This is a genomic window from Sphingomonas panacis (genome assembly GCF_001717955.1).
Lineage (GTDB): Bacteria > Pseudomonadota > Alphaproteobacteria > Sphingomonadales > Sphingomonadaceae > Sphingomonas > Sphingomonas panacis.
The window spans coordinates 4,892,675-4,908,645 of record NZ_CP014168.1 but is presented as its reverse complement, the minus strand read 5'-3'; the positions used below and the strand labels follow the sequence as shown (position 1 = coordinate 4,908,645).

Sequence of the window (15,971 nt, the reverse complement as noted above, 5' to 3'; positions counted from 1 at the left end):
CCTCATGATGCCGCGCGATTCACTGTCGGCGGCGTGGTTGTGAAAGATCGATCCGGTCGTTGGGTCAGCGCGGGTGTTCTCCCGGCCGTATCGTCAGGAGTACGCCGTCGCGGCCGTCGATGGTCACGCGCTCACCTTCGCCGCCGTTGACCAGCAGCGTCCGACGATCTCCCGGCGGAAGCAGCAGCGCCACGCGGCCGTCGCCGATCGTGCCTGGACCTTCGCGGCCCAGCGTAACGTCGATCCGCGCGGCGTCGGCGCTACCGCTCAGACGCCACCGATCGACCGGACCGTCCCCGTCGCCGGCGTCTTCAAGCGCGTCGCAGGCAAAGGCTCCGGCTCGTGGCGGAAACAGCCACAGGCCGCGCTGGTAGGGCCGGGGCCGCCAGCCGCCGACCGCGAGGTCGACAAGCATCGCCGTGCCTGCCCGCGCAAGGAGCGGCGGCGGCCCGTCCAGCGGAGCGTCGAGCGTGATCATGTGCCCGCCAGCGGCCCTCTCGCCGGACCAGACGTCGATCCAGTCAGCTCCCGCGGGCAGCCGTAGACTGCGCATCGTCACCCCCGGCTCGCAGACCAGCGGCACCAGCAGGGCCGGCCCAAGCAGATGATCGTCGCTCTCAGCCCAGCAGAGCGGGTCACCTGGAAAGTCGAGCCAGGTTGGCCGCACCATCGGCTCGTACTCCGTGTGATAGCGGTGGAGCAGGTCGTACAGGAACGGCAGCAGCGTCTGGCGCAGCGCCATCAGCCGCCGGATCGCAGGAAGTACCTCGGGGTACATCCACGGCTCGTTCACGGTGCGGTCGTCGTTCCAACTGTGGATGCTGAAGCGCGGCATCAGCACGCCAGCCTGCACCCATCGCACCAGCAACTCGGGCGAGGGGGCTGGTCCCGAAAAACCACCGATGTCGTGCCCGCTGTTTGAAACCCCGGACAGCGCCAGGCCGATCGACTGGCGCGCGTTGTAGCGGATAGTTTTCCATTCGGTGCGATTGTCGCCGCTCCACGTCTGGGCGTAGCGATGCAGCCCCGCCATCCCGGAGCGGGTAACCACATAGGGGCGGCGGTCGGGCCGCGCCTCCTGCTGCGCCCGGCGCGAGGCGCGCATCATCAGCATCGGTTGGACCGGGCGCATCGCCGCTGCGGCGCAGGGCGCGCCGAAGCCGGCGAAGCGCGCGCGCGAATCCCACAGCTCATATTCGTTGTTGTCGTTCCAGCTTGCCTCGATGCCGGTGTCGAGCAGCGCGGTCGTGACTTGCTCACGCCACCAGCGCGCCGCCTCGGGTTTGGTGAAATCGAGATAGCTGCCGACTTCGTCCCAGAATTGCGCCTCGACCGGCGTTCCGTCCGCGTCCGACACGAACAGGCCAGCGGAGGCGACCTCGCCATAGCGCGGGTGGCTGCGCAGCAAGGCGGGCTTGATGTTGGGGACGAGACGCACCGCCGCTTCGGCATAGGACGTGACGAACGCGGCTGGATCGGGGAATTTGTCGCGGTTCCAGTGGAAGACGTACCGCTTGTCGCCGATCGAGGTATAGCCGGACGACAAATGAAATGACGTGCAGCCGAGATCATGCTCGGCGCATTTCTCCAGAAAGCCGGCCATCTGCGCCGACGCATCTGGCGCGTCGGTATAGGTCATCGTTGAACCCGAATAGCCGAGCGACCAAAGCGGCATCAGCGCCGGGCGGCCGGTCAGCCATGTGAACCGGCGTGTTACCGCCAGCGGATCGGGACCGGCGATCATCCACAGATCGAGGTCACCGGCGTCGGCAACGACATGGCGGTAGAGGCCATGATAATTGTCGAGTTCGCGGCCGAGATCGACCGTCACGTCGGCGACGCTGTCGTAAAACGCGCCGTGGCAGCGGCCCGCCGCGTCCGCGACGAGCAGATAGGGGATCGACTTGTAGAGCGGGTCGCTATGCTCGGCGTCAAAGCCCATCGGATCGAGATTGGTCAGCCGAAACCGCCGGCCGGCACGATCGACATCGCCGGCGCGATCGCCGAGACCGAAGAACCGGTCGCCGGGTTGGCGGGCGACGTAATGATGCGCGCGACCGTCCCACCAGCCGAAGTCATAGGCCTGGGTGGGGCGGTCGGCGGCCATCGCGATCCAGCCGTCGCCGTCGCGCTGCTCCCAGGTGCAGTGGAGGCCGTGCAACCGGATGGTCAACCGCAACCGCGCGGTCTCGATCCGCAGCACGCCGTCCTCGCCTGCGATGGCGGCGTCCGGGCAGGAAAAATCCTCGGTGCTCATCCGGTCGCGTCCGGGTTCGGCGATGTCCTCGGCGCCCGGCGCGATCGCCCAGCTTGGCGGGCTCGTGACGACGCCGGTTGGCAGCAGGAGAAAGCGCATCACGTCTTCTTCGAGGACGAACACGTGGGCGATCGCGCCCGTGTCGGCGGTAAGCGTGACACGGCCGCGTGCGCGCTCGGTGAGCGTGAAGCGCGGCGGATCGGACAGGGTGGCGCGTTTCATCGCACGGTCTCCGGCAAACGAAGCTGCTTCATGCCGAGCAGCAAGACGGCGGCGCCGATCAGATCGAACACCGACAAAGCTGCGAACAGCGGAGCATAGCCAATCGTGTCGGCAAGCTGCCCGATCAGCAGCGAAAACAGCAGACCGCCCAGCCAGCCCGCCTGGCCGATAAAGCCGTTGGCAGTGCCGACCTCCTCGGGAGTGAAGACGTCGGCGGACAGCGTGTTGATGAGGACGGACAGCATCTGGTGCGCGAAACCGCCGACGCAGAACAAGGCGATGGCGAGATACGGGCTGACCGCGAGGCCGATGCACCCCGGCGCGATCATCAGCACTGCCGCGACCACCACGCCGGCGACGCGCGACGGCACCAGCCGCAACCCCGCACGGCGCATCAGGAAGGGGGACAGATAGCCGCCAAGCACGCCCCCCAGATCGGCGGCGAGAAACGGCAGCCAGGCGAACAAGGCGATCTGCTTGAGGTCCATGCCGCGCTCGGTCGCGAGGTACAGCGGAATCCAGAAGCTGAACGTCTGCCACGCCGGCTCGGCGAGAAAGCGCGGGATCGCGATGATCCAGAAGCGCGATGTACGCACGATTTCGCCCACTCTGGCGGGGCGCGACGGTTTCGCCGGCCGATCGGCCGCGATCAGCGCGCGCTCGTCTTCGGTGATCGCGGGATGCTGGCTGGGCGGACGGTAGAAGACCCACCATGCCGCCGCCCAGACCAGCCCGACCGCGCCGGTGACCGCGAAAGCGACCCGCCAATTGGCCCATAGCGACACCGCGACGACAAGTGGCGGTGCGATCAATGCGCCCAGCGATGTACCGGCATTGAACCATCCCACTGCCACCGACCGTTCGCGCGCCGGAAACCATTCGGCGATGGCCTTGATGCCCGACGGCACGGCGGCGGATTCGGCAAGACCGAGCAAACCGCGAAACAGCGCAAGGCTGATCCAGCCGAACGCCAGCGCATGAAGCATGTTGGCCAGCGACCACGCTACCCCGAACAAGGCGAAGCCCGCGCGCAGACCGAAACGATCGACGATGAACCCCGCGACCGGCTGCATCACCGTATAGGCGAACTGAAACGCGCCGACGACGTAGCTGTACTGCTGCGTCGTCATCGCCAGCCGGAGCTTGAGCTCAGGCGCGAGCACGCCCAGCGAGTTGCGGGCGAGATAGTTGGCAACCGTGCCTGCGCAGATCAGCGCCACGATCCACCAACGAAGATGCCGCACTCGCCCCAATTCCGTCTCCCCTTCCTCTAATCCGACCGCCGGTTCTTTTTGACCGGCTGTTCAGGCGCTTATGGTATTCGCTTCACTCGAGCTCGGTTTCGATCACATGCACGCCAGCCGCCGCACAGGCGGCGGCAAGCTCCGCATCGTCGAGCCGGTCGGTGACAAAATGGTCGATCGCGTCGAGGCCGGCGATCCGCACCGGCGCGGCCCGCCCGAACTTGGTTCGATCGACCCCCAAAATCGTGCTGCGCGCATGTGCGATGATCGTCTGGGCGACGCGCACCTCGTCAACGTCGAAGTCGAGCAAAGTCCCGTCGGGTTCGACCGCAGACGCGCCGATCAGCGCGATATCGACCTTGAAGGCGCGCACGAAATCCATTGCCAGCGCGCCGACGATCGCGCGGTCGCCGGGCCGCACTCGACCGCCCGCCGCGATCACTTCGATCGACGGCTGATCGACGAGGATATCGACGACGTTGAAGTTGTTGGTGACGACGAGCAGATCGCGATGGTTGACGAGCGCACGTGCCATCGCCTCGGTGGTGGTGCCGATGTTGATGAACAGGCTCGCGCCGTTGGGAACGATGCGGGCGACGGCGGTGCCGATCGCAGCTTTGGCCTCCGCCGCCACCTGTCCCCGCGCGTCGTGATCGAGATTGTCGACCCCGGACGTAACTACCGCCCCGCCATGCACGCGCGACAGCATCGAGCGGCTGGCGAGGATGTTGAGGTCGCGCCGCACCGTCTGCGGCGTCACGCCGAGGTGCGAGGCGAGCGCCTCCACCGACACGCTGCCGGTCTGGCGGGCGAGCTCCAGGATGCGACGGTGCCGCCGCACGACCATATCATCGGTATCGGCGGCGCTCATGCCGCGGCATTCCGCGACAGGTCGGGGCGGGCGGCGAGCAGCGCGTCGAGGCGAGACGCCGTCTCGGCCGGTGCGTGCAGGCCGAGCTTCGAGCGCCGGAACAGGATATCCTCCGCCGTGCGCGCCCATTCCGCGCGCACGAGATAATCGATCTCCGCTTCGTGCAGCCCGCCGCCCAGATCGGCACCAAGCGCAGCCGGGCTTGCCGCCGGACCGAGGATCTCGTCGATGCGGGTGCCATAGGCGCGCGCCAGCCGCCGCAGCAGCGGGCGTGGAAAATTGGGTCGCTCCGCCTCGGCCGCAGCTAGGAACCGCGCGAAATCACCGCCCGGCATCGCCCCGCCGGGGAGTGCCGCGTCGGCGGTCCAGGCGGGGCCAGTGTCGGGAAAGAACCGCGCGAGTTCACCCAATGCGTGTTCGGCGAGTTTACGGTAGGTCGTGATCTTGCCGCCGAAGATACTCAGCAACGGCGCTTTCCCGTGCCCGGCGTCGAGATCGAGGACATAGTCGCGGGTCACCGCCGATGCGCTTCCCTTGCGATCGTCGTAGAGCGGACGAATGCCCGCATAGCTCCACACGACATCGCTCGTGGTGAGCTGGCGGGCGAAATAGCGATTGGCGGTTTCGAGGATATAGGCGGTCTCGTCCGCGTCGATCGTGGCTTTCGCGGGCGCGCCTTCCCAGGGTTGGTCGGTCGTGCCCAGCAACGTGAAATGCCCCTCGTAAGGAATGGCGAAGACGATCCGACGGTCGGCATTCTGGAGCATGAAGGCGTGATCGCCCTCGTAAAGCCTGGGAACGACGACATGGCTGCCTTTGATCAGGCGTACACCACGCTCGCTTTTGGCGCCTGCCGCACGGCCGATCACGTCCGCCACCCACGGGCCGGCGGCGTTGACCAGCGCGCGGGCGCGAACGTGGCGTTCGCCTGCCGCATCGGTGATCGTCGCAGTCCAGCCGTCACCCTCGCGCATCGCCGCTACAAGGCGGGTGCGCGTCAGGATCGTCGCGCCACGCTCGGCCGCGTCCAGTGCGTTCAGCACCACCAGCCGGCTGTCTTCCACCCAGCAATCCGAATAGACGAATGCACGGCCATTCCGCGCCGACAGTCCGGCGCCATACGCCGTCCGGTCGAGACGCACCGTCTTGGTGCCCGGCAGCTCATCGCGGCCGCCGAGGTGATCGTACAGGAACAGCCCGGCACGGACCAGCCAGGCGGGCCGGGGCGAGTGGGTTTGCGGCAGCACGAAGCGAAGCGGCCAGATGATATGCGGCGCCATCTTCCACAGCCGCTCGCGTTCGATCAACGCCTCGCGCACCAGCCGGAACTCGCCATATTCCAGATAGCGCAATCCGCCGTGGATCAGCTTCGTCGATGCGGAGGAGGTGTGGCCAGCGAGATCGTCCTGCTCGACCAGCAGGACCGACAATCCCCGGCCGGCAGCATCGCGCGCGATGCCGGCACCGTTGATGCCGCCGCCGACGACCAGAAGGTCGATCATCTCCTCTCGCGCTGTGCCCGATGTCATCGGTTCGCTTACTCCCGTTGCGACTCGCTGTACCGCAAGAAACGTCAATGTGAAAGCGTTGACGCGCGAATGAAAATGATAAATCGTGCAAACGAAAACGAACGAACGGAAGAGCGACTATGGCTGGCACGCATATTCTGGCGATCGACCAAGGGACGACATCGACGCGCAGCCTGATTTTCGACTCCCGAGCGAAGCGCGTGGCAGCCGCCCAGCGCGAGTTCGCTCAACTCTATCCCGAGCCGGGCTGGGTCGAGCACGACCCGGAGGTGATCTGGCGTGACACGCTCGCGACCGCGCGCGAGGCGATCGCATCGAGCGGCCTGCGCGCAGCCGACATTGCCGCGATCGGCATCACCAACCAGCGCGAAACCACGTTGGTGTGGGATCGCCGCACCGGCGAGACGATTCATCGTGCGATCGTCTGGCAGGACCGGCGCACCGCCGAACGCTGCCAGCACCTGAAGGCGAACGGCGCCGAGCCGATGGTGCGCGACCGCACCGGATTGTTGCTCGATCCGTATTTCTCGGGCACCAAGCTCGCCTGGATTCTCGATCATGTTCCCGGTGCCCGCGTGCGCGCCGAACGCGGCGAGCTTGCCTTCGGAACGATCGACAGTTTCCTGCTGTGGCGGCTGACGGGTGGAAAGGTGCATGCGACCGATGTCACCAACGCCGCGCGCACGCTGTTATTCGACATTCGCCGGGGGTGCTGGGATGCGGAATTGTGCGCGCTGTTAGACGTGCCGATGGCGTTGCTGCCGGACGTGCATGACAACGCGCATCTGTACGGGATGACCGCGCCGGACCTGTTCGATGCGGCGATTCCGATCGCCGGCATGGCGGGCGATCAGCAAGCGGCTTTGTTCGGCCAGGCCTGTTTCACGCGCGGCAGCGCCAAATCGACCTACGGCACCGGCTGCTTCATGCTGCTCAACACCGGCGAGGAGGCGCTGCGCTCGGCCCATCGCCTGCTGACGACGCCCGCCTACCGCCTTGCCGGCCGCACCACTTATGCGCTGGAAGGCTCGATCTTCACGGCGGGCGCGGCGGTGAAGTGGCTGCGCGACGGGTTGGGCGTCATCACCCACGCCAGCCAGACTCACGATATGGCGACGCAGGTGCCCGACAGCCATGGTGTGTACATGGTCCCGGCGTTCGTCGGGCTTGGCGCACCGCATTGGGACCCGGATGCGCGCGCCTCGATCCACGGGCTCACGTTCGGCGCGGGCGCGGCGCACCTCGCCCGTGCGGCACTGGAGGCGGTCGGATACCAGACGCTGGACCTGATCGAAGCGATGGTCGCCGACGGGGGCGCCAGGCCGGCGGTGATGCGCGTGGACGGCGGCATGGCTGCGAACGACTGGCTTGGGCAGTTCCTCGCCGATCTGCTCGAAATGCCGGTCGAGCGTCCGGGCGATCTCGAGACGACGGCGCGGGGTGCCGCCTTTCTCGCTGGTCTTGCGGTCGGCTTATGGTCGGATCTGCCGGAGCTTGCCGCGCTCTGGTCGAGCGCCCGGTGTTTCACGCCAGCGATGGCTGCGGACAGGCGCGACGTGCTGGTCGCCGGCTGGCACGACGCGCTTCGCCGCACCTTGAGCGCTTCACACTCCGCGGCGGATTAAACGCCGCACATTTGCAGCGAGGACCAGCCCAACGACACGTGTGGAGGGTTCAGACGCCCGCGTGCATCTAGTCGCTGGCGTGGCTGTCCGGCTCGGCGAGTGGGGGCGGGGGCGCGGCGATCTCATCCTCGGCAGCCGGTGCCGGAGCCGGCGCGCGCTCCGGTGTCTTCCGGTCGTGCCTGGCATCGCCCCAGGTCATGCTCTGGAGCACGCCATCGCGGCGGATCAGCCCGTGCATCAGCGCCGCCGCGAGGTGGAGCAGGATCAGCCCGAACAGCGCCAGCGCGATCCACGTGTGCGCGAAACGAAGCACAGCGTAGAGCCGCAGGTCGTGCGGAAGGATCGGTGGAAGCACGGTCGCCGGCGTCAACGCGACCGGATAGCCGCCTGCCGACAGCATCCCCCAGCCGATCAGCGGCAACGCGAACATCGCCGCGTAGAGCAGGACATGCGAGCCCTTCGCCGCCAGCCGTTGCGGCGCGTCGAGATCGGGCGGAAGCGCCGGAGCGCCGGTGCCGAGACGGACGACAAGGCGCAACGCGACCAGCGCGAGGATCGCGATGCCGAGCGGGCGGTGAAGGTGAAGCAACGTGACATAGGCAGGGCCCGTGGTGGAGACCATGCCGACGCCGACGAACAGCATGGTGACGATCATCGCCACCATCAGCCAGTGGAGGACGCGCAGCAGTGGCGCGAAGTGGAGGGGACCTCGGCGCATCATCGTGCTCCCTGTCGGGCGAAGTCGTGGCCGGCCGCGCTCGGGCCAGGCCCCTCGCCGGCGCGGCGTGTGAACGATGTCGCATAGGCCTTCGATCGCGCCGGCAGCAGCGGATCGTCGGAGATCGCGATGCCGGGCGGAAGAATCGTGGGATCGAAGTTGAGGTCGCGGCAAACGCCCTGCTCCTCGGTCTGTGCCCGGTCGATGGTCAGCACGCCGGCGTCGATCGTGCGGTGCGGCCCGCTCCATGCCACGGTGGCGCGATCGGTGACATCGCCCGGATTGGCGACAATCAACTGGAGATGCCACCGCGAGGGCGTGTGCCGGGTGCGCGCGATGAACGCATCGACCAGATAATCCCTTGGCAAATTGGCGAGCGTGTCCTTGTCGAGTCCGTGGAGCGGCGTCTCGGGGACGAACTGCCAGCGCACCAGCCGGGTCGTGCCGGAGGGATCGGTGAAGCGGAACGCATTGATGCTGTAATAGGGCGCGTTGCCGAAGCTGTCGGGCAGCACGGCCTTCGCCAGATAGTCCTGAAACGCCTTGGTCTCGGGGTGCTGCTTGATGAACGCGCCCATCAGCTTCGGGTCGGGCTTGCCGGTCTTGGGGTCGGGCCGGCTGGCATATTGCAGGGCGACGAAATCCTCCGGTGTCGCCACCGGGAAGATTGGCGTGTCGTCCAGCGCCATCCGCCATTCCTGCCGATCGGGAGTCCTCAGCAACAGCGCCATCGCATGAAATACGGTGCGCCCGTCAGTCGCCAGCGGATTGCCACCGCCAAGCGAAAACCGGCCGATCACCGGAGTATCGCCCCGCTTCAACACGCTCGCCCCCGCCAGTGCCGCGCCGGCGCCGTTCGCGCGGAAATCGCCCGCGAAGCAGATTCCCTTGGCATGCGCGCGGCGATAACCGGTCTTGGCTCCGCCGAGGTTATATTCGAGCGCGTTGGCGATGGTACCGCCGCTCACCCGGCGCGGGCCGATGACGCCTGCGGTCCAGGCGAAAGCGGTCGCCGATCCGCCCACCGCAACCGCGATCAGCGCGGCGGGCAGAAGCTGCTTCTTCATCGATGGCCTCGTCATTCTGGCTTTCCGTAGTTTCGCACGTGGATGAACCTTTGCGTGTACCCGGATCACCCCAGCCTTGATGTTTTACAACTATACAGAGGTTTGGAGTGGCTCGCGCCAGCGGTGACACCGAAGGCCGTCCGATGAGCGGCGGTTCACGCCTTCGATTGAGCCGGGGCGGGGGGTGACGCGGGCGCGGCCAGGCGCTATCGGCGCGCACCATGATAAAGCACGCCCTTTCCGTCTCGCGCGAAGCCGATTTCGCCGCCTGGTATCAGACCGTCATCACCGAGGCCGACATGGCCGAGGAATCGGGGGTGCGCGGCTGCATGGTGATCCGCCCGTGGGGCTATGGCATCTGGGAACGGATGCAGCGGCTGCTCGACGATCGCATCAAGGCGACGGGGCATGAGAATTGCTATTTCCCGCTGTTCATCCCGCTCTCCTATTTCGAGAAGGAGGCCGAGCATGTCGACGGCTTCGCCAAGGAAATGGCAGTCGTCACCCACCACCGGCTGATCTCGGACGGCAAGGGTGGCCTGATCCCCGATCCATCCGCCAAGCTGGAGGAGCCGCTCGTCGTGCGCCCGACGTCGGAGACGGTGATCGGCACCGCCTTCGCGCGCTGGGTCCAATCGTGGCGCGATCTGCCGGTGCTCATCAACCAATGGGCGAATGTGGTGCGCTGGGAAATGCGCACGCGCATGTTCCTGCGCACCGCCGAGTTCCTGTGGCAGGAAGGCCATACCGCGCACGCCAGCGAAGCCGAAGCGCGCGAGGAAACCCTGCGCATGCTCGAAGTCTATCGTGAATTCGCCGAGGATTGCGTCGCGCTCCCGGTGATCGCCGGTGAGAAGCCCGAGAACGAGCGCTTCCCCGGCGCGGTCGCGACCTATTCGATCGAGGCGATGATGCAGGACGGCAAGGCGCTCCAGGCGGGCACCTCGCATTTCCTCGGTACCAATTTCTCGAAGGCGCAGAACATCACCTTCCAGAATGCCGAAGGTCAGGTCGAGCTGGCGCACACGACGAGCTGGGGCGTATCGACGCGGATGATCGGCGGGCTCATCATGGTCCACGGCGATGACGACGGCCTGCGCGTGCCGCCGCGTGTCGCGCCCTGGCAGGTCGTGATCGTGCCGATGCTGCGCGACCAGCCCGAGGATGCGGCGATCGTCGAGTATTGCAAGGCGTTGCGCGCCGAACTGGGTGCGTTGAGCGCGCTCGGCGAGCCGGTGCGCGCCTTGCTCGATCTCAAGGCGGTCAAGGCTGCGACCAAGCGGTGGGGCTGGGTGAAGAAGGGCGCGCCGATTGTAATCGAGGTCGGCGGCCGCGACGTGGCGGGCGGCAACGTCTCGGTGATCCGCCGCGACCGGCTGTACCGCGGGGACGGAAAGCTCGACAGCGCGGTGGTCGCCAAGGGCGATTTCGTCGCCGGCGCGGCGGCGATGCTCGCCGAAATCCAGCAGGCGCTCTACGCGGACGCCAAGGCGCGGCTCGACGCCAACATCGTGCGCGACGTGACCGATTTCGCCGGCGTCGAGGCGTTCTTCGCGGAGGGCGTGAAGAACCCCGGCTTCCTCGAAGTGCAATGGTCGAAGCCGACCGGCCCTGCACTTGAGAAAGTGGTCGAGCGTTTGAAGGCGCTCAAGCTGACGCTGCGCAACGTTCCCGCCAATGCCGCGCCGGTCGATGGCGCATGTGTGTTCACTGGTGACGCGGCGGTGGAGCGGGTGATCGTCGGACGGTCTTACTAACCACCGTCGCCCCGGCGAAGGCCGGGGCGACGTGTATGGCTTTTACCTACGCCCTCAAGAAAGCGTGCCGCGCTTTGCAGCGGTCGCACCGACATGCGCCTCGCCACGCGACTCGGCGAGTTTCACCTGGCGGTGGCGTTCGGCCAGATTGGCCCGTTTGGTGGCGTCGCGCGTACCGTGGCAGGCGGGGCAACTCACCCCTTCCTCGTACAGCGGCGAGGCCCGATCCTCAGGGCTGACCGGCATACGGCATGCGCGGCACAGCGCGTGGCTGCCGGGCGCGAGGCCGTGGCCGACCGCGACGCGTTCGTCGAACACGAAGCATTCACCCTGCCAGCGGCTCTCGGCGGCGGGCACCTCCTCGAGATATTTGAGGATGCCGCCATGCAGGTGGAACACCGAATCGAAGCCCTGCGCCTTGACGAACGCGGTCGCCTTTTCGCAGCGGATGCCACCGGTGCAGAACATCGCGATCGTCTTGCCCGCGAGGTCCTGCTTGTGTTCGCGGAACCAGCCGGGGAAATCGCTGAACGTGTCGGTGCCAGGGTCGAGTGCACCGGTGAAGCTGCCGACGCGCACCTCGTAAGCGTTGCGGGTGTCGATCACCACCGTATCGGGGCGTGCGATCAGCGCGTTCCACTCGGCGGGCGCGACATAGGTGCCGACATCTTCGAGCGGATCGATCTCGGGTTCGCCCATCGTCACGATCTCGCGCTTGAGCCGGACCTTGAGCCGGTGGAACGGCATCTCGGCGGCACGCGCGAACTTGATCTCGGCTTCCGCGCAACCCGGCAGGGCGCGGATCGCTGCGACGAGGTCCTCGATCGCGGCATCGCTGCCCGCGATCGTGCCGTTGATCCCCTCGCGGGCGAGCAGCAGCGTGCCCTTCACGCCGCGCCGCGCGCAGAGATCGTACAGCGATGCGCGCAGCGCGGCGGGGTCGTCGAATCGGGCGAATCGGTACAGAGCGGCGACGCGAACGGGCAGGGGGGTGGTCATCGGCCGCTCGCTAGAATAGTTTGCCGGGTGCCGTCAAAAGTCGCGTCGCCGGTGCAGGCCGGGCACCGGATCTGGGGCGAGCGGGGTGCCGGGCCATGCAACGCCGCCGGGGCGATGCACGGCGTCGCCCGTGGCATTGACCGTATTCGAGTCCGCTTGTATAGGCGCCGCTGCTCGCATGAGGACTAACACTCTCGTGTGGGTGCTTGAACATTGCTGGATGCATTCAGGGCCAGGGGGAATCACACGATTCTCGAAGGCCCTTTTGTATTCCCCAAATTGTTCGGGGGGGCGTAATGGCTCCAGCAAAGTAACCAATATTCCAAGGTGAAGAGATTCATGCCGACGATCAACCAGTTGGTCCGCAAGGGCCGCGATCCGCAGAAAGCCAAGTCCAAGGTTCCTGCGATGGAAGCCAATCCTCAGAAGCGCGGCGTTTGCACGCGCGTCTACACGACGACCCCGAAGAAGCCGAACTCGGCGCTGCGCAAGGTGGCCAAGGTCCGCCTGACCAACCAGCGCGAAGTCATCAGCTACATCCCGGGCGAGGGCCACAACCTGCAGGAGCACTCGGTCGTGCTGATCCGCGGCGGCCGCGTTCGCGATCTTCCCGGCGTGCGCTACCACGTTCTGCGCGGTGTGCTCGACACACAGGGCGTCAAGGATCGCAAGCAGTCGCGTTCGAAGTACGGCGCCAAGCGTCCTAAGTAACTCGCCAGAGTAAGCCCCGGACGTGTTCCGGATTAGCTGAAGCACAGATAAGGAATTTGAAATGGCACGTCGTCGCAGGCCCGAAAAGCGGGTCATCCTGCCTGATCCCCAGTACGGGGACGAGGTTCTCTCCAAGTTCATGAACAGCGTGATGCTGGACGGCAAGAAGTCCGTCGCCGAAGGGATCGTCTACACCGCGCTCGCCACTGTCGAGCAGCGTGCGAAGAAAGACCCGATCGGCGTGTTCCACGACGCGCTGGCGAACGTGAAGCCGGGCATCGAGGTCCGCAGCCGCCGTGTCGGTGGTGCGACGTACCAGGTGCCGGTCGAGGTTCGTCCCGAGCGTGCGCAGGCCCTTGCGATCCGCTGGCTGATCACCGCAGCGCGCTCGCGCAGCGAGAACACCATGTCGGCACGGCTCTCGGGCGAGCTGCTCGACGCGTCGAACAACCGCGGCAACGCGGTGAAGAAGCGCGAAGACACGCACCGTATGGCGGAAGCCAACCGCGCCTTCTCGCACTACCGCTGGTAAGCATACCGATCATGGCGGGTTTGTAAGACCTGTCGTGATCCCTTATATGGGTGGCGAGGCCGGGAGGTCTCGCCCCCACATTTGTATTCCACCGTCCGCGTCCAGCCGCTATCGCGCGGCGTGGCGCGTTCGGGAACCCTCCCGCCGCCCGTTTTTACCGCCGTCCAGGCACCCAGGAGTGACGCATCATGGCCCGCAGCCATCCGCTCGACCGCTATCGCAACATCGGCATCATGGCGCATATCGACGCCGGCAAGACGACGACGACCGAGCGCATCCTCTATTACACCGGCAAGTCCTACAAGATCGGCGAAGTGCATGAAGGCACCGCGACGATGGACTGGATGGTCCAGGAGCAGGAGCGCGGCATCACGATCACGTCGGCTGCGACCACCTGCAAGTGGCGTGCTGAAGACGGCAAGGGCGAAGAGCACCTCATCAACATCATCGACACGCCGGGCCACGTCGATTTCACGATCGAAGTCGAGCGTTCGCTGCGCGTGCTCGACGGCGCGGTCGCGTGTTTCGACGGCGTTGCCGGTGTCGAGCCGCAGTCGGAGACGGTGTGGCGCCAGGCGGAAAAGTACAAGGTTCCGCGGATGTGCTTCGTCAACAAGCTCGATCGTACCGGTGCCTCGTTCGTTCGCTGCGTCGACATGATCAAGGATCGTCTCGGTGCGCGTCCGGCGGTGCTGTACCTTCCGATCGGCCTCGAAGGCGACTTCAAGGGCCTGATCGATCTGGTCAACAACCGCGCGATCGTCTGGCTCGAAGAATCGCTCGGCGCGAAGTTCGAGTATAAGGACATTCCGGCTGAGTACGCCGATGCCGCCGCGACCGCGCGTTCCGAGCTGATCGAGATGGCCGTCGAGCAGGACGACGAGCTGATGGAAGCTTATCTCGAGGGCAACGAGCCGAGCGCGGCCGACCTCAAGAAGCTGATCCGCAAGGGCACGCTCAACTTCTCGTTCGTCCCCGTCACCTGCGGTTCGGCGTTCAAGAACAAGGGCGTGCAGCCGCTGCTCGACGCCGTCGTCGATTATCTGCCGAGCCCGCTCGACGTTCCCGCCATCCAGGGCCTCAAGCTCGATGGCGAGACGCAGGACGAACGTCCGTCGTCGGACGAGGCGCCGTTCTCGGCCCTCGCGTTCAAGATCATGAACGATCCGTTCGTCGGCACGCTGACTTTCGCGCGCATCTATTCGGGCAAGCTCGAGACCGCTTCGACCGTCATCAACTCGGTGAAGGACAAGAAGGAAAAGGTCGGCCGCATGCTGCTGATGCATGCGAACGAGCGTGAGGACATCCAGGTGGCCTATGCGGGCGACATCGTCGCGCTGGCGGGCCTGAAGGACACGACCACCGGTGACACGCTGTGCGCGTCGTCGGCGCCGATCATCCTCGAGCGGATGGAATTCCCCGAGCCGGTGATCGAGTTGTCGGTGGAGCCGAAGACCAAGGCCGACCAGGAGAAGATGGGCGTCGCGCTCAACCGTCTCGCGCGCGAAGATCCGTCCTTCCGTGTGTCGTCGGACGCCGAAAGCGGCCAGACGATCATCAAGGGCATGGGCGAGCTTCACCTCGAAATCCTCGTCGATCGCATGAAGCGCGAGTTCAAGGTCGAAGCGAACGTCGGCGCGCCGCAGGTTGCGTACCGCGAGTATCTCGGCAAGCCGGTCGATGTGGATTACACCCACAAGAAGCAGTCGGGCGGCACCGGTCAGTTCGGTCGCGTGAAGGTCAAGGTCACGCCGGGCGAGCGCGGTTCGGGCATCATCTTCAAGGATGAGATCAAGGGCGGTAACATTCCGAAGGAATATATCCCGGCGATCGAAAAGGGCTTCCGCGAAACGGCGGCCACGGGTTCGCTGGTCGGTTTCCCGATCATCGACTTCGAGATCCTGCTGTATGACGGCGCCTACCATGACGTCGATTCGTCGGCGCTGGCGTTCGAAATCACCGGTCGCGCAGCGATGCGCGAAGTTGCCCAGAAGGCCGGGATCAAGCTGCTCGAGCCGATCATGAAGGTCGAAGTCGTCACCCCCGAGGATTATCTCGGCGACGTCATCGGCGACATGAACAGCCGTCGTGGCCAGATCCAGGGCACCGACAGCCGCGGCAACGCGCAGACCGTCGAGGCGATGGTGCCGCTGGCGAACATGTTCGGCTACGTGAACGCGCTCCGCTCGTTCAGCCAGGGCCGTGCACAGTACAGCATGCAGTTCTCGCATTATGACGAAGTTCCCGCGAACGTGGCGGACGAAGTCAAGGCGAAGCTGGCCTGACGTGGGCCGGCACGCGGCGCTCAGGCCCGCGTGCCGATCCACAAGGCGCTTGACGTTGCATGCTGATGCACGCAGGGCTGGCGCAATTCATTTTGAGCCGCTATGGGGCCGCTTTCGCGCGGCAATCCCGGCACGGAAACGATCAATTAAGGTA

General features: G+C 66.1%; 12 protein-coding genes. 5 read left to right on the top strand and 7 right to left on the bottom strand.

Annotated elements, in window-relative coordinates:
- Positions 1-64: 64 nt before the first annotated feature.
- The 4 genes from J0A91_RS22855 to J0A91_RS22840 all read right to left on the bottom strand — a co-directional run bounded on the left by J0A91_RS22855 (position 65) and on the right by J0A91_RS22840 (position 6,096).
- Positions 65-2,479 (bottom strand): glycoside hydrolase family 31 protein, encoded by a 2,415-nt coding sequence (locus J0A91_RS22855; RefSeq protein ID WP_069206823.1) that lies wholly within the window; start codon positions 2,477-2,479, stop codon positions 65-67.
- A complete protein-coding gene (locus J0A91_RS22850) occupies positions 2,476-3,732 on the bottom strand; it encodes an MFS transporter (RefSeq protein WP_069206822.1) in 1,257 nt (418 codons plus the stop codon). The genes J0A91_RS22855 and J0A91_RS22850 overlap by 4 nt, the downstream gene beginning before the upstream one ends.
- Positions 3,733-3,805: 73 nt before the next feature.
- Positions 3,806-4,594 carry a DeoR/GlpR family DNA-binding transcription regulator gene (locus J0A91_RS22845; protein ID WP_083224871.1) on the bottom strand — a complete coding sequence of 263 codons (789 nt, stop codon included), beginning with the start codon at positions 4,592-4,594 and terminating at the stop codon, positions 3,806-3,808.
- Positions 4,591-6,096: a glycerol-3-phosphate dehydrogenase gene (locus J0A91_RS22840; RefSeq protein WP_240502133.1), complete on the bottom strand. Its 1,506-nt coding sequence runs from the start codon at positions 6,094-6,096 to the stop codon at positions 4,591-4,593. Before J0A91_RS22840 ends, J0A91_RS22845 begins: the two co-directional genes overlap by 4 nt.
- A gap of 146 nt (positions 6,097-6,242) precedes the next feature.
- Between J0A91_RS22840 and glpK the strand changes: the two genes are divergently transcribed.
- Positions 6,243-7,748 (top strand): glycerol kinase GlpK, encoded by a 1,506-nt coding sequence (gene glpK, locus J0A91_RS22835; RefSeq protein ID WP_069206820.1) that lies wholly within the window; start codon positions 6,243-6,245, stop codon positions 7,746-7,748.
- 67 nt (positions 7,749-7,815) lie between these two features.
- Here the strand turns inward: glpK and J0A91_RS22830 are convergent, their stop codons facing one another.
- Both J0A91_RS22830 and J0A91_RS22825 read right to left on the bottom strand, forming a co-directional pair.
- Positions 7,816-8,466, bottom strand: coding sequence for a cytochrome b (locus J0A91_RS22830; RefSeq protein ID WP_083225010.1), 651 nt, complete (start codon positions 8,464-8,466; stop codon positions 7,816-7,818).
- Entirely contained in the window at positions 8,466-9,533 is a 1,068-nt protein-coding gene (locus J0A91_RS22825) for a catalase family peroxidase (RefSeq protein WP_150127032.1), read from the bottom strand. Before J0A91_RS22825 ends, J0A91_RS22830 begins: the two co-directional genes overlap by 1 nt.
- A gap of 221 nt (positions 9,534-9,754) precedes the next feature.
- Here J0A91_RS22825 and proS point away from each other — a divergent pair, with 221 nt between their 5' ends.
- Positions 9,755-11,290 carry a proline--tRNA ligase gene (proS, locus tag J0A91_RS22820; RefSeq protein WP_069206817.1) on the top strand — a complete coding sequence of 512 codons (1,536 nt, stop codon included), beginning with the start codon at positions 9,755-9,757 and terminating at the stop codon, positions 11,288-11,290.
- A gap of 54 nt (positions 11,291-11,344) precedes the next feature.
- On the opposite strand, the gene trhO is transcribed toward proS, so the two are convergent.
- Positions 11,345-12,289: an oxygen-dependent tRNA uridine(34) hydroxylase TrhO gene (gene trhO, locus J0A91_RS22815; protein WP_069206816.1), complete on the bottom strand. Its 945-nt coding sequence runs from the start codon at positions 12,287-12,289 to the stop codon at positions 11,345-11,347.
- A gap of 339 nt (positions 12,290-12,628) precedes the next feature.
- Here trhO and rpsL point away from each other — a divergent pair, with 339 nt between their 5' ends.
- The 3 genes from rpsL to fusA all read left to right on the top strand — a co-directional run bounded on the left by rpsL (position 12,629) and on the right by fusA (position 15,817).
- A complete protein-coding gene (rpsL, locus tag J0A91_RS22810; RefSeq protein WP_069206815.1) occupies positions 12,629-13,000 on the top strand; it encodes a 30S ribosomal protein S12 in 372 nt (123 codons plus the stop codon).
- A gap of 61 nt (positions 13,001-13,061) precedes the next feature.
- Positions 13,062-13,532 carry a 30S ribosomal protein S7 gene (gene rpsG / locus J0A91_RS22805; protein ID WP_069206814.1) on the top strand — a complete coding sequence of 157 codons (471 nt, stop codon included), beginning with the start codon at positions 13,062-13,064 and terminating at the stop codon, positions 13,530-13,532.
- Positions 13,533-13,720: 188 nt separating this feature from the next.
- A complete protein-coding gene (gene fusA / locus J0A91_RS22800; protein ID WP_069206813.1) occupies positions 13,721-15,817 on the top strand; it encodes an elongation factor G in 2,097 nt (698 codons plus the stop codon).
- Positions 15,818-15,971: the final 154 nt, after the last annotated feature.